At 59.4% G+C, this 23784-nt stretch carries 19 protein-coding genes; 13 read left to right on the top strand and 6 right to left on the bottom strand.

Annotated features, from left to right (window positions below):
* Window positions 1-4: 4 nt before the first annotated feature.
* Window positions 5-3460: a chromosome segregation SMC family protein gene (locus tag AKU94_RS13945; protein WP_050527870.1), complete on the bottom strand. Its 3456-nt coding sequence runs from the start codon at window positions 3458-3460 to the stop codon at window positions 5-7.
* Between the two features lie 274 nt (window positions 3461-3734).
* Between AKU94_RS13945 and AKU94_RS13940 the strand changes: the two genes are divergently transcribed.
* On the top strand, window positions 3735-4187 hold the full coding sequence (locus AKU94_RS13940; protein ID WP_050527869.1) for a GNAT family N-acetyltransferase: 453 nt from the start codon (window positions 3735-3737) through the stop codon (window positions 4185-4187).
* A gap of 78 nt (window positions 4188-4265) precedes the next feature.
* Complete coding sequence (locus tag AKU94_RS13935) at window positions 4266-5480, top strand: TsoY family (seleno)protein (RefSeq protein ID WP_050527957.1); 1215 nt, start codon at window positions 4266-4268, stop codon at window positions 5478-5480.
* 7 nt (window positions 5481-5487) lie between these two features.
* Here AKU94_RS13935 and mnmD read toward each other — a convergent pair whose 3' ends face one another.
* Entirely contained in the window at window positions 5488-6129 is a 642-nt protein-coding gene (gene mnmD / locus AKU94_RS13930; protein ID WP_050527868.1) for a tRNA (5-methylaminomethyl-2-thiouridine)(34)-methyltransferase MnmD, read from the bottom strand.
* 83 nt (window positions 6130-6212) lie between these two features.
* Between mnmD and AKU94_RS13925 the strand changes: the two genes are divergently transcribed.
* Entirely contained in the window at window positions 6213-7244 is a 1032-nt protein-coding gene (locus tag AKU94_RS13925; RefSeq protein WP_050527867.1) for an NAD(P)/FAD-dependent oxidoreductase, read from the top strand.
* Window positions 7245-7306: 62 nt separating this feature from the next.
* On the top strand, window positions 7307-8950 hold the full coding sequence (locus tag AKU94_RS13920; RefSeq protein WP_050527956.1) for a thiamine pyrophosphate-binding protein: 1644 nt from the start codon (window positions 7307-7309) through the stop codon (window positions 8948-8950).
* Here AKU94_RS13920 and AKU94_RS13915 read toward each other — a convergent pair.
* Window positions 8947-10893: a lytic transglycosylase domain-containing protein gene (locus tag AKU94_RS13915; protein WP_083445075.1), complete on the bottom strand. Its 1947-nt coding sequence runs from the start codon at window positions 10891-10893 to the stop codon at window positions 8947-8949. The two genes, AKU94_RS13920 and AKU94_RS13915, sit on opposite strands and share 4 nt — an antisense overlap.
* A gap of 154 nt (window positions 10894-11047) precedes the next feature.
* Between AKU94_RS13915 and dapA the strand changes: the two genes are divergently transcribed.
* The 5 genes from dapA to AKU94_RS20045 all read left to right on the top strand — a co-directional run bounded on the left by dapA (window position 11048) and on the right by AKU94_RS20045 (window position 15044).
* On the top strand, window positions 11048-11923 hold the full coding sequence (gene dapA / locus AKU94_RS13910) for a 4-hydroxy-tetrahydrodipicolinate synthase (protein WP_050527866.1): 876 nt from the start codon (window positions 11048-11050) through the stop codon (window positions 11921-11923).
* Between the two features lie 225 nt (window positions 11924-12148).
* Window positions 12149-13102 (top strand): Bug family tripartite tricarboxylate transporter substrate binding protein, encoded by a 954-nt coding sequence (locus AKU94_RS13905; protein WP_050527865.1) that lies wholly within the window; start codon window positions 12149-12151, stop codon window positions 13100-13102.
* The gene (locus AKU94_RS13900; RefSeq protein ID WP_050527864.1) at window positions 13102-13548 is read left to right on the top strand and encodes a tripartite tricarboxylate transporter TctB family protein; all 447 of its coding nucleotides are present in this window, start codon (window positions 13102-13104) and stop codon (window positions 13546-13548) included. Before AKU94_RS13905 ends, AKU94_RS13900 begins: the two co-directional genes overlap by 1 nt.
* A gap of 9 nt (window positions 13549-13557) precedes the next feature.
* The gene (locus AKU94_RS13895; RefSeq protein ID WP_198144913.1) at window positions 13558-14724 is read left to right on the top strand and encodes a tripartite tricarboxylate transporter permease; all 1167 of its coding nucleotides are present in this window, start codon (window positions 13558-13560) and stop codon (window positions 14722-14724) included.
* The gene (locus tag AKU94_RS20045) at window positions 14721-15044 is read left to right on the top strand and encodes a tripartite tricarboxylate transporter permease (protein WP_198144912.1); all 324 of its coding nucleotides are present in this window, start codon (window positions 14721-14723) and stop codon (window positions 15042-15044) included. Before AKU94_RS13895 ends, AKU94_RS20045 begins: the two co-directional genes overlap by 4 nt.
* 75 nt (window positions 15045-15119) lie before the next feature.
* On the opposite strand, the gene AKU94_RS13890 is transcribed toward AKU94_RS20045, so the two are convergent.
* Window positions 15120-16772 carry an FMN-binding glutamate synthase family protein gene (locus AKU94_RS13890; protein WP_050527954.1) on the bottom strand — a complete coding sequence of 551 codons (1653 nt, stop codon included), beginning with the start codon at window positions 16770-16772 and terminating at the stop codon, window positions 15120-15122.
* Between the two features lie 170 nt (window positions 16773-16942).
* Window positions 16943-17620 carry a DnaA N-terminal domain-containing protein gene (locus AKU94_RS13885; RefSeq protein WP_050527863.1) on the bottom strand — a complete coding sequence of 226 codons (678 nt, stop codon included), beginning with the start codon at window positions 17618-17620 and terminating at the stop codon, window positions 16943-16945.
* A gap of 507 nt (window positions 17621-18127) precedes the next feature.
* Here AKU94_RS13885 and AKU94_RS13880 point away from each other — a divergent pair.
* The 3 genes from AKU94_RS13880 to AKU94_RS13870 all read left to right on the top strand — a co-directional run bounded on the left by AKU94_RS13880 (window position 18128) and on the right by AKU94_RS13870 (window position 21779).
* Window positions 18128-19435, top strand: coding sequence for an AAA family ATPase (locus AKU94_RS13880; RefSeq protein WP_050527862.1), 1308 nt, complete (start codon window positions 18128-18130; stop codon window positions 19433-19435).
* On the top strand, window positions 19432-20541 hold the full coding sequence (locus AKU94_RS13875; protein ID WP_050527861.1) for a ParB/RepB/Spo0J family partition protein: 1110 nt from the start codon (window positions 19432-19434) through the stop codon (window positions 20539-20541). Before AKU94_RS13880 ends, AKU94_RS13875 begins: the two co-directional genes overlap by 4 nt.
* A gap of 203 nt (window positions 20542-20744) precedes the next feature.
* Window positions 20745-21779, top strand: a complete 1035-nt coding sequence (locus AKU94_RS13870; protein WP_050527860.1) for a hypothetical protein — start codon at window positions 20745-20747, stop codon at window positions 21777-21779.
* On the opposite strand, the gene AKU94_RS13865 is transcribed toward AKU94_RS13870, so the two are convergent.
* On the bottom strand, window positions 21776-22327 hold the full coding sequence (locus tag AKU94_RS13865; protein WP_332307231.1) for a cupin domain-containing protein: 552 nt from the start codon (window positions 22325-22327) through the stop codon (window positions 21776-21778). The genes AKU94_RS13870 and AKU94_RS13865 overlap by 4 nt on opposite strands.
* Window positions 22328-22766: 439 nt before the next feature.
* On the opposite strand from AKU94_RS13865, the gene AKU94_RS13860 reads away from it, so the two are divergent.
* Window positions 22767-23726: a TAXI family TRAP transporter solute-binding subunit gene (locus tag AKU94_RS13860; protein WP_050527858.1), complete on the top strand. Its 960-nt coding sequence runs from the start codon at window positions 22767-22769 to the stop codon at window positions 23724-23726.
* Window positions 23727-23784: the final 58 nt, after the last annotated feature.

The raw sequence follows: 23784 nt of genomic DNA, 5'->3' as shown, positions 1-23784 counted from the left end.
CTGGCTACGCGACCAAGGCCTCGGCACGTTTCAGATCGACCGAGACAAGCTGGCTCACGCCTTGCTCGGCCATTGTGACCCCGAACAAACGGTCCATCCGGGCCATGGTCACGGCATGGTGGGTAATGATCAAAAAGCGAGTCTCGGTCCGGCGGGTCATCTCATCCAGCAGGTCACAAAACCGCGTCACATTGGCATCATCCAGCGGCGCGTCCACCTCATCGAGCACACAGATCGGCGCGGGGTTGGCAAGGAACACCGCAAAGATAAGCGCCATCGCCGTCAGTGTTTGCTCCCCCCCCGACAGCAGGGAAAGCGTGGCGAGCTTCTTGCCCGGCGGTTGGCACATGATCTCGAGGCCCGCATCCAGCGGATCATCGGATTCGACCAGCACAAGCCGCGCCTCGCCGCCACCAAACAGATGTGAGAACAACGTCCCGAAAGAGGTATTCACCTGTTCAAAGGCCGTCAAAAGACGTTCGCGCCCCTCACGGTTCAACCCGGCAATCCCGGCCCGAAGCGCCTTGATCGCCTCGGTCAGATCGGTCTTTTCGGCGGCCAGCGTGTCGTGTTCTTCTTGCACCGCTTTGGCGTCTTCCTCGGCACGCAGGTTCACGGCCCCCAAGGATTCGCGTTGACGCTTCAGACGGGCCACCTCTGTTTCCAGATGTTCCGCGTCGGGCATATCATCCGTATCCGCGCCCAAGGTTTCCAGCAGCTTTTCGGGCGAACACTCCAGCTCTTCATGGATGCGCAGGGCTGCGGCTTGACGGGCCTCTTCGGCGGCCTCATGACGGGCCTCGGTACGGGCGCGGGCCTCACGGGCCTCGCCGGCAAGACGCTCGGCATCGCGTTCATGCAGGCTGGCATCGCGCAGCGCCGCATCGGCCAGCGCCAAAGCGTCAGCAGCAGCAGTGCGGCGGGCCTCGGCGCTTTCCATCGCTTCGGCCAGTTCCTCGCGCTGGATAGCAATTTCTTCGGGGGCGGCCTGCGCCTCTTCCAGTTCTTCCTCGGTGGTGGTCTTGCGTTCGGCCAGCTCTTGCGCGCGGGCAAAGGCAGTTTCCAAACGGTGCTTCCAGCCCGAGATTTCTTTGGTCACCTCTTGCTGGCGTTTCAGGCGGCCTTCGCCCTCGCGGCGCAATTCATCATGTGCAGAGCGGCGCGTCATCATGGTGATCCGCGCGGCCTCAACGGTGGTGCGCAATGTCTCGATCGAGGCGCGGGCCTCCTCCAGATCGGGCAGGGCGTCAATGGCGTTGCGCGCCTCTCGCAGGGCGGTGCGCGCCTCGGCGGCCTCGGCATCATAGCGCCGAACCGAAAGCTGTGCTGCATCCAGCTTGCCTTGCGCGATGGACCGGTCCGCCTCGGCCCGCGAAAGCGCGCGGTTGCCTTCGGTCACGCGAGTATCGGCGGCGCGCCGGGCCTCACGGGCCATTTGATCGGCGCGGGCAAGATTGGCCAAACGCTCTTGCAGGGCTTCATGCGCCTGTTTTGCGCCATCGGCCTTGGCAGAAGCTTCCTCTAGGTCGCGCTTTAGCTGCACCAGCCGGTTCAATTGTTTCAAGCGCAGGGCCGCCGCCGAGGGCGCATCATCCGCGCCCACACGAAACCCGTCCCAACGCCAAAGATCACCCTCGACGCTGACCAGCCGCTGACCGGGGCGAAGGGCAGCTTGCAAAGCCGGGCCATCTGCACGCGCGACAAGTCCGATCTGACGGATACGGCGACGCAGCACATCCGGCACCGCAATCCATTCGGCCAAGGGCATGGCGCCATCAGGCAGGGCGGCGTCGGCGTCATAATCGGGCAGGCCCGCCCAGCCCGAGGCCGCATCCGCCGTCACTGCGGGCGCGCGCAGATCATCGGCCAAGGCCGCGCCCAGCGCCGCCTCATATCCCAGCGTCACGCGACATTGGTCCAGCACCTGCGCACCGGAATCGGACTCACGTTCCACCAACCGCGCAAGCGCTGCCACCTCGGCGCGCAGGGCGTTGGCCTCTCCTTCGGCCTCGGAACGCATGGCACGGGCGTCGGCCTCACGGCCTTGGGCCTCCATCCGGGCCTCTTCGGCAGATTCGAGCGCCTCTTCGGTGGCATCGGCAAGGGCAGTGGCCTCTTCCAGCGTGATCTCAGCGGCTTCAAAGGCCTCGGCGGCAGTCGTTTCGGCCTCTTGCGCCTCGACGGCGGCATCGCGGGCGCGGGAAGCTTGGGTTTCCAGCTTGTCGACCGTGGCCTGCGTATCCGCCAGCAGACGGCCCGCCGATTGGTGGCGCGCAGCAAGGCGAGCGACATCTTCGGTGATCTGCGACATGCCGCCTTCACGCTCTGCCAGCACGGCGCCCGCTTCGCGCGCCAGCTCCGCGGCTTCGGCCAAGCGTTCGTCCTGTCCATCGGCGGCGCGGGCAAGCTGCGCTGCCTCCCACTCCAGCCGCTCTATGGTTTCTTGCGCATCGCGATTCAGACCGGATTCGCGCTCCATATCGCGGGAAAGCTGTTCGATGCGGCCGCGCAGGGTGTCGATCAACTGCATGGCACGGGATTCGCTATCGTTCAGCGCGTCATGCTGCACGGTAAGGCGCTGCAAAAGGGCGGCGGCTATGGCCTCTTCCTCACGCTTGGCCGGAAGATCGGCCTCGGCCTTGGCGCGGGCCTCGGCGGCCACACGCGACAGGGTTTCGGCCTTGCCCGCCTGAATAAGCCGTTCGCGCAAAAGGGATTGCGCCTCCACCACGGCCAGATCGGCCTCGCGCCAGCGGCGGTACAAAAGCATCCCCTCGCTGCGGCGCAAGTTGCTGCCGATCTCGCGGTAGCGGACGGCCTGACGGACCTGACGCGTCAATGTGCCAAGCTGCACCGACAGCGCCTCAAGCACATCATCCACACGCGCAAGATTGGTCTCGGTCGCGTTCAGCCGCTGCTCTGCCTCATGCCGACGCTGATAAAGGCCGGAAATCCCCGCCGCCTCTTCCAGGATCCGGCGGCGAGCCTTGGGTTTGGCGTTGATCAGTTCGGAAATCTGGCCCTGCCGCACCAAGGCGGGTGAATGCGCCCCCGTCGAGGCATCCGCAAAGAGCATCTGGATATCACGCGCGCGCACATCCCGCGTATTGGCCTTATAGGCAGAACCGGCATCACGGGTAATACGGCGGGTAATCTCGATCGTATCAGCCTCGTTGAAGCCGGCGGGGGCAAGGCGTTCCTCATTATCGATCACAAGCGCCACTTCGGCAAAGTTACGCGCCGGGCGGGTTGATGTTCCTGCAAAGATCACATCCTCCATGCCGCCGCCGCGCATCGCAGTGGGTCGATTTTCACCCATCACCCAGCGCAACGCCTCCAGCAGGTTGGACTTGCCACAGCCATTTGGCCCGACCACACCCGTCAGCCCCTCATGGATGATAAGATCCGTAGGGTCGACGAAGCTTTTGAAGCCGTTCAGCCGGAGTCGGTTAAAGCGCAAAGGAGAACACCTTTGATTCTGTTGCAGTGGTGCATGGTCTGTCCAGCTGCACGATGAGTCAACCCGTTACCCCGCTGTATCCTGCGCAAGGCGGCGGCTTATCCACAACATCTTGGGCTTTGCCCAGCGACCGGCCCTCAACTGCCAAGCGTTCCGGTTTTCGGCAGCCATCAGGTGCCCCTTGCAAGTGCTGGTTTCGCGCACGCCAAAGGTTAATATCGCTTGACCAACCCCCTTTTCATGCGGAACATACGCATCCTCAAGGAAAAGCGTGATGATCCCGTTTCGACCCAAAGCACCTTATGACTGGGACGCGCTTTATGCCCTGATAAAGCGTGCCTTTGCCGGTATGGAGGGGCGAATAGACCCGCCCTCCTCGCTGCATGAAATGAGCGCCGGAACGCTGGCAACCCACCCCGGTGAAATTTGGGTGATCGGTCGGCCCGCCCGCGCCTGTGTGATCCTGACCCCCAAGCCGGATTGCCTCTATTTGGGACGTCTTGCGGTCGACAAACCATGGCTTGGCAAAGGCTATGCCCGTAGTTTGATAAACCACGCCGAGGCCCGCGCCCGCGATCTTGGCCTGCCGGTGTTGAAGCTTGAATCCCGGATCGAGCTGGTAGAAAATCACGCGATATTCTTTGCACTCGGCTTCAGGCAATCAGACGTTTCCACTCATAAGGGGTTTTCGACCCCTACCTCCCTGATCTTTACCAAAGAGGTTTAGCCGCGACAGCACGCCACAGCGCATCTTGCCGCCTTACGGGATATCATATTCAAATATTTGATTGTGATGGAGGCCGAGATGGCAAAAGCCGTACAAAATCGCCCCGCTGACAATTGGGGGCCACAGTATTTCCTTGCATCCGTTGGGGCGGGTGGCTTGGTCGTGACCTTTTTCATGTGGCTCTATATGTGGATACCACATCCGGGGCAGCCAGTTCCGGTGTTTGAAGATGTCGCCTTGGCCTTTGCCAATGGCGGGGCATTGCAACAGGCGATGATCCTGATCGCAGCCCTTGGTGTCGCTATTTTCGCGGTGCTGAACCTGAAAATGCTGTTTTGGAACATTGGTCGCCTAAACCGTTTCAAAAAGACTGACGGTTATTCCAAGCTGATCGGCACCAACGCCCAAAGCCAACTGACCGCCCTGCCCTTGGCAATTGCGATGACTGTGAACGTCGGCTTTATCCTTGGACTGGTGTTTGTGCCCGGGCTTTGGGGGGTTGTGGAATATCTGTTCCCATTGGCAATGATCGCCTTTGCGCTGACCGCATGGCTGGCATTCGCGCAGATCGGCAGCTTTGTGGCGCAGGTGTTGACGCCGGGCAGGTTCAAATTTGCCGCCAACAACTCTTTTGGTCAGGTGCTTCCGGCCTTTGCCCTTTCGATGATCGGCGTGGGGTTTTCCGCCCCGGCTGCACTTTCAGCCAGCCCTTTGACCGCAGGGGTTGCACTGATCGCCTCGACCTTGCTGTTGGTGATGGCTGCACTTTGGGCGCTGATTGCCGTGGTGCTTGGCATCGCCTCAATCCTGCAAAACGGCACCAATATTGAAACCGCGCCAACCTTGCTGATCATTGTTCCCTTGATGACTGTGTTGGGCATCTTGATGCTGCGTCAGGGTCACGGGCTGCACGTCCATTTCGGCGCGCATGAAACGGCAGGCGGCGCGTTGCGGATGTTGACGGCATTCCTGTCGGTACAGGTTGCTTTTGGCCTTTTCGGCCTCACTGTGTTGCGCGCGCAAGGCTATGGTGCACGGTTTTTGACGGGGGCAGAGCCCTCGGTCGGATCCTATGCGCTGGTCTGCCCCGGCATTGCACTAAGTGTGATGATGCAATTCTGGATTAACAACGGGTTGGTCGGTGCCGGACTGGTTGTGAAATTCGGGGTGGGGTACTGGGTCCTCTCGGCGATTGCTGTCGGTTTTCAGGTTTCGATGATCCTTTTGGTGCTGACCTTGAACCGCCGTCATTTTCGCGCGCCACAAGGGAAAGCCGCCATGCCCGCGCAATAGCCCCCCCTTACGCCAAAAGGGTTCCAACCGTCATGTGCCGCTTATGGCCATGACCGGCGCGCCGCTCTACCGCAAAACCTGCCGCCGCCAGCCCCCGCCGCACAAAGCCCGCGGCGGTATAGGTGGCGCAGGTGCCACCCGGCGCGGTGTGGCGGCCCACCTGCATCATCAAATCCGCACCCCATAGCTCGGGGTTTTTCGCAGGGGAAAACCCGTCGAGAAACCACGCATCGGCCTTTTGACCCCAAAGCGGCAGGGTATCGCGGGCATCCCCGATCACCACCTCAACCGAGACCGTCCCGATCTGGAAGGCAAGCGCACCTTGCCCCCAATGCTGCAGGAACGGGCGCGCCACATCGGCCACCTGCGGAAAGGCGGTTAACGCACGGGCAATATCATCGCCCGCCATCGGGAAGGCCTCGAACGAGGTAAAGCGGATCGGCACCTGCGCCACCAAGGCCGTGGCCAGCAGGTTCAGCCCCGTGCCAAACCCCAGTTCCGCAATCTGAAAACCGGGGCGCAAACGGTCAGGCAAACCGTTGCCCGCCAGAAACACATGGCGCGTTTCCTCCAGCCCGTTCTGAAGGCTGAAATATGGATCGTCAAAGCGGGTGGACACCGGCAAGGCACCATCTCGCCATTCCAGCATCGCATCTGTGGGGCTAGGGTTTTCGGTCACGGTCAAATCGCTTATGGCTACGTTCAGCGGGACAATGGGCAAAGGGGCGCAAAATGGCAACGCCGGATCTGACAATACATGGCGCGGGTATCTTTGGCCTTTCAATTGCTTGGGCCGCCGCCCAGCGCGGCGCGCGGGTAAGGGTGATTGATGTGGCAAAACCGGGGGCGGGATCCTCTGGCGGACTGGTCGGCGCCTTGGCCCCGCATGTGCCAGAGCTTTGGAACACCAAGAAAGCCTTTCAGCTTGAAAGTCTCTTGATGGCGCAAAGCTGGTGGGATGCCGTGCAGGAAACCGGCGGGCTGGACCCGCTTTATGCACGCACGGGCCGGCTGCTGCCCATCGCGGATGAGGCGCTTTTGGCCTTGGCCCGCAGCCGGACGGTCAACGCCGAAACCCTTTGGCAAGGAAAGGCCGCATGGAATGTGATCCCCGCCAGTGGCAACACATGGGAACCACACAGCCCGACAGGCTGGCTGGTGCAGGATACGCTAGCCGCCCAATTACAGCCCCGCGCGGCCCTTGCCGCCCTTTTGGCCGCGCTGCGCGTCAAGGGTGTGGAATTCGGCGGCACCCCCTGCGGCCCGCAGATCTGGGCCACCGGCCATGCGGGGCTGGAGGAACTGACAAGAAACCACACGCGCCAGATGGGCAACGGTGTCAAAGGACAGGCCGCCGCCTTTGGCCTTGATGCCGGACAACAGCCGCAGATCTTTGTCGACGGGCTGCATATTGTGGCGCATGGCGATGGCACCGTGGCGATAGGGTCTACTTCTGAACGCTATTGGGACAACCCGACCAGCACCGATGACCAGCTTGAAACATTGATCGAGCGCGCCCGCGCCGCCCTGCCCTGCCTTGCGGATGCCCCCGTCGTTGATCGCTGGGCCGGCATCCGTCCACGCAGCCGCACCCGCGCGCCCATGCTCGGGCCTTGGCCCGCCCGCCCCGGCCATTTTATCGCCAATGGCGGTTTCAAGATCGGTTTTGGCATGGCCCCGCTGGTCGCCGAGGTGATGGTAGATCTGGTTCTGGACGGTCATGACCGCATCCCTGCGGATTTTACCGTGACCGCCAACCTTTAACGCCTTGATCCCGGCCGCCTTCCGTCGCAACCTGCCCGCGACCAAAGGGACAGGAGGCTATGATGCGGCACGGTGGACAAATTCTGGTGGATCAACTCGCAGCGCAGGGCGTGACCCGCGTGTTTTCCGTACCGGGCGAGAGCTTTCTCGCCGCGCTGGACGGGCTGCATGACAGCGGTATCCAGAATATCGTTTGCCGTCAGGAAGGTGGTGCCGCCATGATGGCCGAGGCCCATGGCAAGATGACCAACACCCCCGGCGTGCTTTTTGTCACCCGTGGTCCGGGTGCGACCAATGCCAGCGCGGGCATCCATATCGCCAAGCAAGACAGCACGCCGATGGTGGTCTTTGTCGGCCAGATCGCGCGCAACCACCGCGACCGTGAGGCGTTCCAAGAGGTGGATTACCGCGCCGTCTTTGGCCCCTTGGCGAAATGGGCCACCGAAGTCGACCAGATAAAGCGTCTGCCGGAATATATCAGCCACGCGTTCCACCTTGCCACCTCAGGCCGCCCCGGCCCTGTGGTTCTGGCCCTGCCCGAGGATATGCTCTCGGCCATGGCTGATGTCGCCGATCTGCCCGCGCCCAGCCCCCAACCCTTTGCCATCAGCCCCGAACAAGTCAGCGCCATCACCGATGCATTGGCCACGGCCAAGCGCCCCCTTGTGCTGGCGGGCGGGCCGAACTGGTCGGCACAGGCCGCCGCCGATCTGGCCCAATTTGCCGAGGGTTGGGATATTCCCGTTGCGGTTTCCTTTCGCCGTCAGGACCGGATTGACAACGACCACCCCAATTTCGTCGGGGATCTGGGCGTCGGCATGAACCCCAAGCTGGGCCAAATGTTGACGCAGGCCGATACCATTCTGGTGCTTGGCGCGCGGCTTGGGGATACGACCACCAACGGCTATGAGTTGTTGGACCCCACGCACCCCGGCCCCCGCATCTTGCATGTTCACCCCGACCCTGCCGAGCTTGGCCGCGTTTTCCACCCCACGCTGGCAATCCCCGCACGCGCCGATCAAATGCTGACGCGGCTGGCGCAAACCACAGGCAAGGGCGCATGGGCCGATTGGACCAAAACCGCGCGCGCCAATTACGAGGCATGGCAAACCCCGGTGGCGACCCCCGGCGCGGTAAAGCTGGAAGAAGTCGTCACGTGGCTCTCAGCCAACCTGCCACAGGACAGCATCGTGACCAATGGTGCCGGCAATTACGCGGCCTTTTTGCACCGCTATTACCGGTTCCGGCAACATGGCACACAGCTTGCGCCGACCTCGGGGTCTATGGGTTACGGCTTTCCGGCAGCGATTGCGGCATCGCTGCAAAACCCGGATAGAACGGTGGTGTGCATGGCCGGCGACGGCTGTTTTCAAATGACATGTAATGAGGCGTCCACCGCCGTGCAGCATGGCGCGAAACCGATTGTGATTGTCGCCAATAATGGCCGCTATGGCACCATCCGAATGCACCAGGAACGCCATTACCCCGGCCGCACCTCAGGCACCGATCTGGCCAACCCCGATTTCGCCGCGCTTGCCCGTGCCTATGGCGGGCATGGCGAAACGGTGACCGATCAGGCCGATTTCTCCGCCGCCTTTGCGCGCGCGCAATCCGCAAATACCCTTGCGATCATAGAGCTGCGGCTGGACCCTGATATGCTGACCCCCGGCCAATCCCTAAGCCAGCTTCAGGGCAAAACGGGTTAACGGCCGGTCAATTCCGACTTGACGTTCACCACCCCCGCAGCCCCCCGCAACCGCGCGCGGTAAATGACCAGCGATTCCACGACGCGCATCACATAGGTGCGCGTCTCGGCATAGGGGATGGTTTCAACCCAATCGACAATATCCACATCGGGTTGCCGCGGGTCGCCAAACTCGGTGATCCAGCTGCGGGGCCGGCCCGGCCCCGCGTTATAGCCCGATGCGATCAACGCCACCGCCGGCCCGAACTCCTCAACCAATTGCGCAAGATAGCCCGCCCCAAGCCGCACATTATAGGCCGGATCCGATGTCAGATTACCCAAAGCATAATCCTGCCCCATCTTGGCCGCCATCAGCTTGGCGGTGCCAGGCATCACCTGCATCAGGCCACGCGCGCCGGCGGGGCTGATGACCACGGAATTAAACTCACTTTCCCGCCGCGCAATGGACAGCGCAAGCGCGCGGCTGACGGGCAACCCGTCGGGCACCATATCCACCACCGGAAAATAGGCCCGCGGCAGGATGATCGCGCGCGCGGCGGCCTGTTTGCCGATCAAGACCGCGATATGCGGCTGACCCATTTGCAATGCCGCATCGGCAAGCTGGTCCAGCGCCACAGGCCCCAGCCCCTCAGCCAGATGCAGCATGAACCGTTTTGCCAGATCCATATCACCCGCCGCCAGCAAAAGCTTTGCCGCCTCCATCACCGAGGATTTGGCAAATGCCGCCTCCTGCCAATCGGCGGGGCGCGCATCCGACAACAGGGCCGCGTCCAAGGTCAGCCCCAAGTGTTCCGCAGACAGCAGCCCGTAATAGGCGGTTTGATGCTGCGCGCCGGCCTCAAAGGCCACACGGGCGGCGGCGAAATTGCCCAAGGCTTCCTCGGCGCGGCCTTCCCAATAATGTGCGCGCGACAGGCTGATCGGGGTGCTGACGCCTTGTTTCAAATGCTGGAAATGGCCGCGCGCCGTGGCCGCATCCCCCAGTTTGCGCAGCGCGACAAAGCCGGCCAGAAACTCCAGATCCGCGTAATCCCCGCCCTCGGTCAGATGATGGTTTGCGGCGGCGCGGTAGGCCTCGGCAAACCGGCCCGATTGCATCAATTCGCGCACCAGCCAGATACGCCGCGCAGCCCATGCCTCTGGCCGACCAAGAGAGGTCGCCGATCCCGAACGCGCAAACAGCAATTCCAGCGCCCGATCCTCCAGCCCTGCCCGCATCCGCCAAACGAAACGCTCATAGGCAAGGCCCGGATCATTGGACTGTGCTGCGGGCACGGCATCGATCAGCGCATTCACCCCCTCCGCCTGACGGCGCAAGGCAATACGGGCGCGCCCCAAAGCCTGCCAATCCGCAGTGACAAGCGATAGCATCCGCTCGGCCTCATCCTCTCGGCCCTCCCAAAGCAGGGCGTCAAGGCGGGCATTATGCGCGCCCCCCAAGGCCGATCCTTGCAAGACCAGCATCTGCGTCTGTTCCTCGGCGTCAAAGCGCAGGCTGACCCAGGCATTCCGCGCCACGGCCGCCGCATCCCCCCCCTGCCCCGCCGCCATAAGCGCACGCACCAAGGCCAGCGCGCCTTCGGCAGTTGCGGGCTGGCTGTTGCCGAAATAGGCGATCACACGTGACGGGGTGGTGGACCGGGCAACGGCCTCCTCTCCCTTTTGGTGCAGCCAGGGCATACCGGGCCAATCGGGGCGACGGGCCAGAAACGCCTCGTAATCGCCCAAGTATCCTTCGCCCGCGCGCAGGCGCTGCCATTCAATGACGTCATGCGCGATGCCTTGTGGTGCCAGTGTCAGCGCCTTGTCCCAATCGCGCGATTCGGCGGCGGAAAAGGCGGCGCGAAAATCGCCCTGCGCCAGCGCAGGCAAGGCGAAACAAAGCGCAAAGAATGGCACAGCCAAAACATGAAAAGCGAAGCGGGGGGCGAGATATGTTTTCATAACGCGCAAACTGCCATTCCGGCCGAGGGGACGCAACTCACATCCCCGCGTGCACCCATAATGTCGCGCACCGCTTGGCAAGCTGCAAACATGACGCTAGGAAGGCTGGGAAACCAACGGGGCTGAATCGCCCCCCCAAGAGGAGAAGTGTGCCATGTTCAAAGGGTCAATGCCTGCCCTGGTCACGCCGTTGAAAGACGGCAAAGTGGACTTGGATACGCTCAAGAAACTGGTTGAATGGCATATCAACGAGGGCAGCGAAGGCATCGTGCCAGTAGGCACCACTGGAGAAAGCCCGACGCTGAGCCATGCCGAGCATGGTCTGGTCATCGAAGAGGTGGTCAAGGCCGCAGCGGGCCGCGTTCCGGTTATTGCTGGCACCGGTTCCAACAACACCGCCGAAGGGATCGAATTGATCCGGCACGCCCAAAAGGTGGGCGCCGATGCCGCCCTGGTGGTCACCCCCTATTACAACAAACCAAGCCAGGCCGGATTGATCGCGCATTTCACCGCAATCCATGATTGCTGCACCCTGCCGATCATCATCTATAACATTCCCGGGCGCTCTGCCGTGGACATGTCACCCGCAACCATGGGCGAGCTGGCCAAGCTGCCGCGGATTGTCGGCGTCAAGGATGCCACCGGTGATCTGTCGCGCGTCCCGAAACAACGCATCACCTGTGGCAAGGATTTCGTCCAGCTTTCGGGTGAGGATGCAACCGCGCTTGGCTTCAACGCCCATGGTGGTGTTGGCTGCATTTCGGTCACGGCCAATGTTGCCCCCCGCCTTTGCGCTGATTTCCAGAACGCCACCTTGGCGGGCGATTACGCCAAAGCGCTTGAATTGCAGGACCGTCTGATGCCCCTGCATGAGGCGATCTTTATGGAGCCGGGGCTGGTTGGTGCGAAATACGGGCTTTCGGTTCTGGGGCGCTGCTCGGAAGAGGTGCGCTTGCCGCTGGTCGATTTAACCGATGGCGCAAAGGCCCGGATCAAAGAGGCCATGCGCTTTGCAGGCTTGATCAACTAAGCCCACACCCCCAAGCACGTTTGTGCAAAGGGCTTGGGGGTCTGCTGCGGCAATAGTCGCCCGCGTATAAATTATTTGGAAACAATGGCCTGCGGCTACGTCCTTCCCTTACGGAAACCGCATGATTGCAAGGCAATCTTATTCTTGCAATCCCGATGCTTTGCTGCAAAATTTGGCAGAGCTATAAAAGACGGGCGCTGCCCGTTGTCGTAATGAGGGAACCCAATGAACATCAGTAAACGCAGTTTCGTCGCCGGCCTTGCCTTGCTTGCCGTCGCCAATACACCCGCTTTTGCCCAAGACTATCCAAGCAAATCGATCGAAATCATCGTACCCTCCAGCGCCGGCGGTTCCACCGACAGCACCGCGCGCATTTTTGCCGAAGTGGCAGAAAGCAAATACGAAGGCTTTAAATTCGTTATCAACAATATCAACGGCTCTGGTGGACAAAAAGGCTTTGAGGCCATCGCACGCGCCGATGCTGATGGCTATACGATGGGCCTCGTCTTTACCCCGCAGCTGGTGGCCCATGTCGCCGCAGGCCGGGCCAGTTACACGCTCGACAGCTTTCACATCATTGGCAACACCGCTGATGACCCCGAAATCGTCGTCGTTCCAAAAGACAGCGCCATTAAATCATTGGCGGATCTGGCAGAGGCCGCCAAGGGCGGGGATCTGACCGTTGCGGTAAACGGCATTGGCTCGGATGACTTTCTGGCCGCCAAAGCCTTTGAAAAGCTGGCCGGCGTGACCTTTAATCTGCTGCCAACCAAAGGCTCTACTGAACAAAAAGCCGCCATTTTGGGGGGCCATGTCGATGCGTCCTTTATGAATCTTTCGCAAATGGAAGCGCAGCATAAGGCAGGGGATGCGACGATCATTTCCATCCTGACCGACACGCGCAATGATCTGGTGCCAGAAGTGGAAACCGGCGTTGAGGGTGGCTATGACGTGCAGATGCGGGCAACGCGCGGTTTCGTGACCCCTGCGGGTGTCCCTGCCGAGATTCAGGCACAATTGGACGGTATCTTTGCCGATGTGATGGCCGACCCTGCGTTCCAGGCCAAAGCCAAGGCAAGCTCGATCTATCTGTTGAACATGAACAGTGCCGATTACACCGCTTACCTGCAAAAGCTTCAGGCCGAGACCCAAGAAGTCTTTGACGCGGCGCCCTGGTAATGACCCGCGCAACTCTTGACCGTCTTGTGCTTGGCGGTTTCATCGTTCTGGCCGTGCTGCTTTATATCAGCACGGCCAGTTACACTGGTATCGCCCAGAAAACCTCCGCCGTTTACGTGCGATTTCTGGCGGTTTCCTTTGGCGGGCTAAGTACGGTGCAACTGCTGTTTTCACTGCGCAAGACGACGCATGATGAGCCACTGGACCTCTTTGGTCGCGCAGCCCGGTTTTTCGGGCTGGTCGCGGGGTTGGTCCTTTTTGCAGTGTCGTTTGAGAGCCTTGGCTTCTTCATTCCGGCTGCGATCTTCATTCCGGCAATAGCCTGGATGTTGGGCTACCGCAATCCATTGGTGATTGGGCTTTCAACCGGTGCCGTCTTGTTGGGCGTCTACCTGATCTTCATCCGCCTGCTTTCGGTCAACCTGCCAAGCCCTGCGTTTTTCTAAGGTTTTTCAATGGAATATCTAGCGACCGTTTTTACGCTCGAAGGCCTTTTGTCGGTTATTATCGGCACGGTTGCCGGCGTCGTTATCGGGGCCATGCCGGGCCTCACCGCGACAATGGCCGTCGGGCTTTTGGTGCCTTTTACCTATACGATGGACCCTGTCATGGGCTTGATGCTGCTTGGCGGGATTTATGCAGGGGCGATGTATGGCGGGTCAATTCCCGCCATTTTGCTAAACACACCGGGCACTCCCGCCGCTGTGGCAACCGCCATCGAAGGCTACCCGATGAGCAAGCAAGGCAGAGGCATGCTTGCGCTGAAAATCTCGGTGGTTGCCTCCTTCATGGGGGGGACATTCTCCGTTCTGGTTTTGCTGCTGTTTGCGCCCTTTCTTGCGGCACAGGCCCTACATTTCGGCCCGGCCGAAACCTTCCTGCTGGCCTTGATGGGCCTTGCGGGGATTGTTTCCATCGCGGATGAGGAGACATCGCTGCTCAAATCCCTGCTGGCCGGTGTTTTGGGAATGATGATCGCGATCATCGGCACCGATGCGATGTCGGGCAGTCTGCGTTATACCATGGGGTCCATTAATCTGATCGACGGCATCGACTTCATGCCCGCATTGATCGGCTTGTTTTCGATGATCCAGATGCTGGAAATTGCCGGCCAACGGCACAGCACACAGATTGACGCCTCGGTTCTGAAGCAATCCCAGAAATCCGAAGCAATGCCCAAAGGGATCACTAAGTACATGGCCCTCGGATCGGGCACCGGGACAGTTGTCGGCATCTTGCCGGGGGAAGGTGCTACGATTGCGGCGTTCCTATCCTATAATTTTGCGAAACGCCTGTCCAAGGCCAAGCAAATGTTCGGCAAAGGCGCCCCAGAGGGTATTGCCGCCGCCGAGGCCGGTAATAACGGGTGTGTCGGCGGGTCGCTGGTGCCAACCCTGACCTTGGGGATTCCGGGCAACTCGGTTGCGGCGGCCTTGATGGGGGCGTTCATTATCCATGGTATGATTCCGGGGCCGGACTTGTTTGCCGTACATGCCGACAAGACTTATCCCTTCATCTACTCGCTGTTTATCGCTAATATCGTCTTCTTGGTCGTTGGGATCAGCGTTGCCCCATATCTCGCCCGTATCGCCCTTATTCCACCCGCGATCATGGTACAGTGATCAGCGCCTTTGCGATCCTCGGGTCGTATTCGCTGCATCAATCGGTGTTTGACGTCTATCTGATGATCGGTTTTGCCTTCTTCGGCCTGATCCTGAAAAAGATCGGCTACTCGCTAGAGGCGCTTATCTTGGGCCTTATTCTGGGGCCAATTGCCGAGCATGGCTTTTCTCAGGGTATGATCATCGGCAAGGGTTCGCCTTGGATATTCTTTGAGAGCCCGATCGCCAAGGTTATGTGGGTGATCATTGCGTTGCTGCTGCTTCCCCCGCTTTTGGCCCATGCCAAACGTATCATGGGAACCAAGCCTGCTGCCGAATAACGGTTCGCGCCCCTCTCTCCGGTCATTAACATTCGACCGGAGAGAGGATCTTTGTACTCTGCCCTTGAAAATCGCCTATTGAGCCGCGATCCTGTAGGGGCCGTGCGGTATTTCCTTTGGTGCAAAGCTGTCAGCAGCCGCCCTGCCCCAACGCCCATGCCATTCGCGCAAGTCCGGATGCTCTTCCTTGGCCAACAAGAAACCTTCTGGCAAATAGGCATACACCTCATTGCCGTCGCGAAATGCGCTGTCGGTTTGACGGAACATCAAGTGATAGGGTAAAAAGTCGTTCGGGCGGTCCAGCCCTGCAGCGCCGGCAATTTCGGCCAATGCCTTCAGTGTATTGGCATGGAATCGCGCCACACGTACGCTTTTGTTATCAGGGTCCAAGGCGCGCTGGCGCAGCCCGTCTTGTGTGGCAATGCCCACCGGGCATTTATTCGTATGGCATGCCTGCGCCTGAATGCAGCCAAGCGCAAACATGAACCCGCGGGCAGAGTTGCACCAATCCGCCCCCAGCGCCAAAGCCCGCGCAATATCAAACGCTGTAACGATTTTACCCGCCGCACCAATCCTGATTTCTTCGCGCAAACCAGCACCGCGCAGGGTGTTGTGAACGAAATGCAGCCCCTCCAGCATCGGCATCCCGACGCGGTTGGCAAACTCCAGCGGGGCAGAGCCTGTACCGCCCTCTTTACCGTCAACAACGATGAAATCAGGATTGATTCCCGTTTCCAGCATGGCCTTTACCATGCACATAAACTCTCTGCGGTGGCCGATGCACAGTTTCAAACCGACGGGTTTACCACCCGAAAGGTCCCGCAACCGCGCAACGAAGTCCATCAGCTCAAGCGGGGTTGAAAATTCACTATGCGCCGCTGGAGAGACACAATCGACACCCATCGGGATGCCCCGCGTTTCGGCAATCTCGGCGCTGATCTTGGAGGCGGGTAACATCCCCCCGTGGCCCGGCTTCGCGCCTTGGCTCAGTTTGATCTCAATCATCTTGACATGAGGATCCGCCGCCTGCTCCGCGAATTTCTGCGGGTCGAAACGCCCCTCATCATCCCGGCATCCGAAATAGGCCGAAGCCACCTGAAAAATCAGGTCTCCGCCTTGCCGGTGGTGGGTGCTGATGCTGCCCTCACCGGAATCATGTGCGAAACCGCCAATTTTGGCGCCCGCATTCAACGCTTTGATCGCATTGCCGGAAAGGGCACCAAAGCTCATCGCAGAGATATTATAAATAGAGGCATTGTAGGGCTGCTGGCATTGCTTGCCCCCGATCTCTACCCGAAAATCGCTGTCTGTGATATGTTTGGGCACAACCGAATGGGTCACCCAAGCATAGCCCGATTCGTAAACCCGTTCCGAGGTGCCAAAAGGCTTCTTATCCTCAACCCCCTTGGCGCGTTGATAAACCAAACTGCGTGTTTCGCGGCTGAAGGGTTCCTCATCGCGGTCACTCTCCAGCAGATACTGGCGGATCTCTGGTCGGATCGATTCCATCAAATAACGGATATGTCCGATAATCGGGTAATTGCGCAGAACAGCATGTCGCGGCTGGCGCACGTCACGAATTCCCAAGGCAAAGAACGCCGCGCAGATCACAAACAGCGAGATAAACCAGCCAGAGCCGGTCAGCACCGCACCGAAAGCGCATATAATCGTCGCGATTAGCGCCACGCCAAGCATTGCGTAGCGTTGTTGGAAATAGATCGAGCGCATCATCAGCCCCCCTCGACAGTGTCAAACCTCAGCAAATCGCGGCAATAAACCAGACGATCGGCTATAGGACGTTATATTCCGAAGCCGTCACGAAGAGGTTAAACCCGTCCGAGTCAGCGATCATCAGCCATATCACCCTCCCCCCTTTGGCGCAAACGCCCTTGCTGTGCCTAGACATCAATCCGTACGCCTGAAATTGACGGATCAATCCTGCGCAAAATGCGGGTCAGCCTATCGGCCAGATGTGTCTCTACATAGGTCTTGTGAAAGCGTGACGGGGCCAAAAGGCACAAGGTGCCGCCGTCGCGCTCTATCTCTGACAGGCGTGAAATCCACGCAGAATATGCCGCGCCGTCTTGTGCCTGAAAGGCATGCTGCGCCGCCGCCCAGACCGAGCCGTCGGCGGGTATGTTGGCGATTTGCTGAAAGGGCACAACGTTCGTTGTTTCAGGCGCAGGCATTTTGGCAGCTTGGCGTTCAATGAAATCCGGGCCGATATTTGGCCAGACACATTGCGTATCGGCCATGATCATCGCCAGATCCAAAGCATGAAGCGCCACCCTGCCCCGTGCCGCCCCGCGAGTTTCAACCAGCCATCCAAGGGCGCGTAGTTTCGCCATCTCTCGCTTTACTGTGCGTAGATCAACAGACCATAGCCGCGCAATATCCTCTTGGCCCATCGAAAGTTCGTTGCGCTGCCAGTTGTAGCGCGTGGTGATAAGCGACATCAGGCGCAGAATCCGCCGTTGTGCATGCTTGTCTTGTGACAGAGCATAGGCTGACAAGGCTGACAATATGTCATATTTCTTCGTCGAGGCATCCCGCCCGACAGGTTTGGTGACCAGCACTGCCCCGTGCCTCTCTGCTTTTGGGGACAATACCCCGCCGATGTTGTTAAGGGTCTGCGCCCTTTTTCCAGGGGTCCGCCGCTGTTTGCCAACGCTTTTGTCGAACCTTGGCCTATTTGCGTCCGAAGGTTCGATTCTGTCAAGACCGTTTCAAGATTTTACCTTGTTCCCCGGTCTTTCGATCTTCAATCTATTCTAAAAGAATAAGGTTCTATGGTAATGGGGGACACCCTGTATGTCCCCTCATCGCTGGCTTTTGTCACCCTATCTGTGGTGTGGGCGCATTACCTGTCCCCCCAAATAGCGTGGCGCGCCACCTGATTTTGACGCTCGCGGCGCAGCGATTCCCCGGGGGCCCGATTCGGCTGCTATGGCCTTTAATATAAGGGGTTTGCAGCAATATCGAGATTCCTGTGAATACTATAACTCTGCTTTTGCATTTTGTGCAAATACAGCGTAATTGGGAAAGTAGCAGTCATTAACGTCCACAAAAGAACGGAACGCCCCATGTACGATCATACGGACCTCGCCAATCTTCAGGCGCAGTCGCTCAAGATGCAGAGCTGGATTCGTCGCCAGACCTTCTCGCCTGAGATGGAGAAGACCCTGCGGCGGTTCTCCAGCTGGGAAGTGTCGGAGCTGATCTTCAAGATCAACCAGTCAACGTTTCGGGGCCGTCTGGCTGCCGAACCTGATTTGCCCAGCGGTGAGGTGGAGCCTGAAGGGCGTCAGCGCTGGTTCAGCCTGGATGAGATCAACGAGCTGCGCCGCAAGATGAAGATCAACCGCAAATCGCTGATGCCCAAGCGCCCTGCAGGCAAGCGGGCGTTTCGTGTGGCCATTGCCAACTTCAAGGGTGGTGCGGGCAAATCGACCGTGGCGTTGCATCTTGCCCATGCCTCGGCGCTGGATGGCTATCGGGTGCTGGTCGTCGATTTCGATCCGCAGGCGACGCTGTCTCATTCCATGGGCCTTAATGATGTGTCTGAGGAGCACACCGTTTGGGGCATCATGGCGCGCGACCTATTGCGTGAAACCGACCGGATGAACGCGGCGGTGACTGGCGCGGAAAGCGGTGCCGCTTTGCCCCAGCGCCGGATCCCGTCTTCGATCCGCGATATGGGCCTGGGTGATTTGCGCGTATCCGATTTCATCATGCCAACGGCTTGGCCCACAATTGACATTGTGCCCAGCTGTGCCAACGCCGCCTTTGTTGAATTTGCCTCGGCCCAATATCGCCACCTCAATCCGGACTGGACTTTCTTTGGTGCGGTCTCCCGTTACCTCGACGCACTTCCGGACGACTCTTATGACCTGATCATTTTCGACTGCCCGCCTGCGATTGGCTATCAGTCGATGAATGCGGTCTTTGCGGCGGATATGCTCTATGTACCGTCGGGGCCGGGGTATTGGGAATATGACAGCACCACGTCCTTCATCGGCCAACTCTCTGAGGCGCTCGCCGACCTGAATGACGGGTTCGGTCAAACCTTTTCCGCGGAAAAGGTTTCACTCCCCAAACAATTTTGCGACATCCGCTTTTTGATGACGCGCTATGAGCCGGGGAATGAGTTGCACCGCGCAATGTTTCAGGCCTTTGGCAAGGTTTTTGGCCCGCATGTTGCCAAGCACCCTATAGAGATGACCCGAGCGGTGGAGCAATCCGGCCGTTTCCTGTCGTCGGTGTATGAAATCGACTACCGGATAATGACGCGGGAAACCTGGCGGCGTGCGCGTGCGTCGTTCGATGGGGCCTATGAAGAATTCAAAACCTCCGTCCTTGATGCGTGGGAGAAGTTGGAGAAAACATCATGAGCAAGAAACGCCGTATGTTTGATATCGAGCTGCCGGAGGAGGACACTGTAGAAACCTTTTCCGCGGAAAAGGTTTCTCCTCCAGCAAAGGCCAAGGCAGAGGCGCGTCGTGGCCCTATGGCGACCGCGATTTCCGAGAATGCCGACAGCCTTCGGGATCGGGAGGCGCTGGTGGCCAGAATTCGCGCGGAGAACGACGCTTTGGCGCATGAGCATGTCCGGCTCAAACAGCAGGGTCTGATTGTTGATCTGATCCCGCTTGACCAGATCGAGACCCGCAAGCTGACCCGTGACCGCCATACGGGCGTTGATGAGGAACTCGAAGAGTTGGTTTCATCTATTCGCGATGTTGGTCTGTCCAACCCGATCCGCGTAGAGCAGCGCGCCGACGGGCGCTATGAGTTGATTCAGGGCTTTCGCCGGATTCAGGCCTTTACGCAGCTTTTGGCCGAAACAGGGGATGCCGAGGCATATGGCAAAATCCCTGCGGGGATTATGGCGCGCGGGGCAGAGCTTGATGTGCTTTACCGCCGGATGGTTGACGAAAACCTTGTGCGCAAGGATATCTCATTGGCTGAGATGGCGCAGCTTGCGATTGAATATGCCGCAGATCCGATGACGGATGTTACCGATCCTGATAAGGCCGTCGCCAAGCTTTACAAATCCGCCAGCTACTCTAAGCGCAGTTATATTCGCAGCTTTATTCCTGTGGTCAAAGGTCTTGGCGAGACGTTGCAATTCATCCACGAGGTGCCGCGCGCACTGGGTTTGGCCCTGGCTGCCAAGATTGACGCGATTCCAGGCTTTGTTGCAGCTGTTCAAGCGGAGCTTGAAGGATGGGGTAACCGCACTGTTGAGGATGAACTGGCAGTGCTCCGGCGCTTTGCTGGGGATGAGACGGCGCCTAAAACAGCCTCTAAGCGGCCCGATAGGCCCGCAGCCGAAGCTAAGGCAAAAACCAGCTTTCAGATTGCGCGCCCTGAGGGTGCAGCGAAATGTGTGGCCGGGGCAGGGCGGCTAGAGATACGCTTGGATCGTGATTTTTCTACGATTGATCGCCGCAAGCTGGAGGCAGCCGTGCGCGGCCTGCTTGACCAGATCAGTTGACCGTACCTTAAAACCTTTTCCGCGGAAAAGGTTTCAGCTGACCGCCCCCGACATTTAGTGTTGGGGGCGGTTTGCATTTTAACTGAAAATAGCTTGCTAATGCGTGTGGGATGGGGCAGTGTTTTCACAGGCTTCGGCACGCAAGTGATCTGCCCCTTCCCAAAACAGTGATAAAAAAACTGGTGCTGGAGTAATCCGCATTAATGGATTATTATGCGGATATGGCGCAGAAAGACCCAGAAAACAAATACATTCCAAAAGCAGGCAAGAAGCCCGCTTCATCGGGTGTTCCAGCACCCGTAGGCCCGCGTCTGCTGATTGATCCGGTCGGGTGGCGGCAGGCCGAGGCTGCCATTGCTCCGCAACTGGCGCGGACGGCGGCAGCGCTGGCGATGCTGGATCAGCGTTGCCTCACTCTTGGCGCAGGCGCGGCAGAGCGGCTTGCCTTGATCGAGGTTGAGGCAATGCTTTGGGTGCAGGGCGTACGTGTGCGGCGCGAGCAAATTGCGGCCTATTTGAGCGGGGCAGGGGGGCTGAGCGATAACCGGGCCGAGTTGGCGCGCGCATCTTGGGTGTATCGCCGGTTGTTGGCGCGGCCCGGCCCGTTACCTGCGATCCGCAGCTTTTTGGGCCTGCATGAGGTCGTCGGTGCGGGGTTGCCGGAAAACCTGAGCCCGCGGCCAAAGGGGGCCGAATTCGATCTTGCGGCGGAGGTGTTCAGCAGCGGGATGCAAGAGATGGCTGGGTGCCACCCGTTGACCCAATCAGGATATGGGCAGGCGCTTTGGCGGTTGTCCGGTGTCTCGGCACCCGAGGATTTGTTGGAACCCGCCACCGCTGCGGGGCGGATTGCCGCGGCCGAATGTCGTGCGCTCGGCTTTGCGCCTGTGGCACCGGGGGGCAAGGCGTGGCAGTTGAGCGCCAAGCCGGAAAGCCTGGGCGATTGGTTGGCAGCGGTCCGGTCCGGGGCGCAATCGGCGATGATGGAGCTGAACCGGGTTGAGGCTTGGGCGGCCTCTGCGCGCGCGCGAACGTCTGGAATGAAGGGGACTACGCCTGCGAAACTGATTGATGCGATTGCCGCGCGGCCCATTTTGACGACCGAGGCGGCGGCGATCTTGACTGGAGTTTCCCGCGACAGTGCCGAACGCGGTTTGGCGCGACTGCATGCGATGGGCGTTGTGCAGGAAATCACCGGCAGCAAACGGTTCCGGCTTTGGGTGACGGGTGCCGCCTAAAAGCTGGGCGGTGTGCAGGCCGAGACGATGATGCAATCTACCAAACCTGTGTTGTGAAATCGGTGCGGGATGCGGCTGTCGAACAGGTAGGCGTCGCCGGCAAAGAGGGTCTCCGTCTGCGTGCCGACGGTGACCTCTATGCTGCCCTCGATCACTATTCCCGCCTCTTCGGCGTTATGGCTGTATTTTTGCGAACCGGTATCGGCGCCGGGCCCGTAACGTTCGTGGAGCATCTGGATTTGATGGGCAAGGGCATTGCCAACCTGACGGATCGACAAGGAAATGGGGCCGTCACCTTTGCGCAAAAGTTTACGCGGGGTGACCTCTTGCAATTCTGCCTTGCGAAAAAACACCTGATGGTTCTCGGTGAAGTCCCCGGCGAAGAACTCTGCCAATGACATCGGCAAGGCATCCAGAACCCGCTTGAGCGAGGAAACAGACGGGCTGGAGTAATTCTGTTCAATTTGGGAGATCGTGCCATTGGTTACGCCGGCGCGGCGGGCCAGTTCACGTTGTGAAAGTTTGCGTTGCGTACGGGCGGCACGCAAGCGGGCCCCAATGTCTATCGTTCTTTCGTTTCCGCAGGCTGCCATGGGGTTATATCTATGTGCTGATTCTGTCGCCTTGACTATAGGGTAAGCGTCCCGGCCTCCCTAGAATTCCATGAAAAATAAACAGGCTTGATTGAAATCTTAAACGACCATAGGCTTACGGGTCAGGAAAAGCGGCCGGATGAAGCCGCGCACCAACAGGGTTTGCAGTGTGACAGGACCAAAAAGTCATGCGCGTGCCAATTAAGGAAAATGGCACACTTGCCAAATGCAAAAGCTACTCGCATCATCATCCTTTGATGGTGTGCCATCCAAAGCCAGCGGAGGGTCATACCGCGGGCTTCATTCCCCCCAGATCCGGGGGTGTGTGGGGATGTAACGCTGTACCGGCCGCTGTCCTGCGGCCCTTTGATTTGTGAGACCGAAAGGAAAAAGAATGATCCACTGGAAAGCTATTACTGCAGCTGCTGCCATGTCTTTGGCAGCAGGTTCCGTTGCGGCAGAAGAGAAGTTTATCACCATCGGCACCGGTGGTCAGACCGGGGTCTATTTTGTTGTCGGGCAGTCGATTTGCCGCCTGATCAACCGGGGCACCGCCGATCATAACCTGAAATGCACCGCGCCTTCGACAGGTGGCTCCATCGCCAATATCAATGCGATTGCGGCAGGTGATATGGATATGGGCGTGGCCCAGTCCGACTGGCAGTTCCACGCGTTCAACGGCTCTTCTGAATTTGAAGGCAAGAAGGTTGATAAGCTGCGCGCTGTCTTTGGTGTGCACGGAGAGCCCTTCTCGGTCATCGCGCGTCAGGACGCCAACATCAAGAATTTTGACGACCTCAAGGGCAAGCGCGTGAACGTCGGCAACCCCGGTTCGGGTCAGTTGGCGACCATGGGTGTTTTGCTGGACGCCAAAGGCTGGACCATGGACGACTTCGGTCTCGCGTCCGAGCTGAAGCCAGCAGAGCAGGCCGCGGCCTTGGGCGATAACAAGGTGGATGCCATCGTTTATACGGTTGGCCACCCCAACGGCTCCATTCAAGAAGCGGTATCGACAGTGGATGCCAATATGGTGACTGTTGACGGTGAGGCCGTGGACAAGCTGGTCGCGGACAACCCCTTCTATGCCTATGCCACCATTCCGGGCGGTATGTACAAAGGCACGGATGAGGACACCAAAACCTTTGGTGTAAAAGCGACGTTTGTGACCTCAGCCGATGTGGACGATGAAGTCGTTTATCAGGTTGTCAAAGCCGTCTTTGATAACTTTGAGCGTTTCAAGGGGCTGCACCCTGCCTTTGCGAACCTTAAGGAAGAAGAGATGATCAAGGACGGTCTGTCCGCGCCACTGCATCCCGGTGCTGTGAAATACTACACCGAGCGCGGCTGGATGTAATCGCGCATTTAACCGGGGCACAGATATCTGCGCCCCGGTTTTTTGTGAACTGTGATGT

Source organism: Pseudorhodobacter aquimaris, from assembly GCF_001202025.1.
GTDB classification, from domain to species: Bacteria; Pseudomonadota; Alphaproteobacteria; order Rhodobacterales; family Rhodobacteraceae; genus Pseudorhodobacter; species Pseudorhodobacter aquimaris.
Note: the sequence above shows the minus strand (reverse complement) of the source record. Positions and strands in the feature narration are given on the sequence as shown.

Bases quoted from the DNA above. Each gene is read 5' to 3' on its own strand.
- AKU94_RS13935 (WP_050527957.1), top strand. From the start codon at position 4,266: ATGGCAAAAGCCGTACAAAATCGCCCCGCTGACAATTGGGGGCCACAG.
- AKU94_RS13940 (WP_050527869.1), top strand. From the start codon at position 3,735: ATGATCCCGTTTCGACCCAAAGCACCTTATGACTGGGACGCGCTTTAT.
- AKU94_RS13920 (WP_050527956.1), top strand. From the start codon at position 7,307: ATGCGGCACGGTGGACAAATTCTGGTGGATCAACTCGCAGCGCAGGGC.
- AKU94_RS13895 (WP_198144913.1), top strand. From the start codon at position 13,558: ATGGAATATCTAGCGACCGTTTTTACGCTCGAAGGCCTTTTGTCGGTT.
- AKU94_RS13880 (WP_050527862.1), top strand. From the start codon at position 18,128: ATGTACGATCATACGGACCTCGCCAATCTTCAGGCGCAGTCGCTCAAG.
- AKU94_RS13875 (WP_050527861.1), top strand. From the start codon at position 19,432: ATGAGCAAGAAACGCCGTATGTTTGATATCGAGCTGCCGGAGGAGGAC.
- AKU94_RS13870 (WP_050527860.1), top strand. From the start codon at position 20,745: ATGGATTATTATGCGGATATGGCGCAGAAAGACCCAGAAAACAAATAC.
- AKU94_RS13890 (WP_050527954.1), bottom strand. From the start codon at position 16,772: ATGCGCTCGATCTATTTCCAACAACGCTACGCAATGCTTGGCGTGGCG.
- dapA (WP_050527866.1), top strand. From the start codon at position 11,048: ATGTTCAAAGGGTCAATGCCTGCCCTGGTCACGCCGTTGAAAGACGGC.
- AKU94_RS13915 (WP_083445075.1), bottom strand. From the start codon at position 10,893: ATGAAAACATATCTCGCCCCCCGCTTCGCTTTTCATGTTTTGGCTGTG.
- AKU94_RS13860 (WP_050527858.1), top strand. From the start codon at position 22,767: ATGATCCACTGGAAAGCTATTACTGCAGCTGCTGCCATGTCTTTGGCA.
- mnmD (WP_050527868.1), bottom strand. From the start codon at position 6,129: ATGCTGGAATGGCGAGATGGTGCCTTGCCGGTGTCCACCCGCTTTGAC.
- AKU94_RS13925 (WP_050527867.1), top strand. From the start codon at position 6,213: ATGGCAACGCCGGATCTGACAATACATGGCGCGGGTATCTTTGGCCTT.
- AKU94_RS13905 (WP_050527865.1), top strand. From the start codon at position 12,149: ATGAACATCAGTAAACGCAGTTTCGTCGCCGGCCTTGCCTTGCTTGCC.
- AKU94_RS13900 (WP_050527864.1), top strand. From the start codon at position 13,102: ATGACCCGCGCAACTCTTGACCGTCTTGTGCTTGGCGGTTTCATCGTT.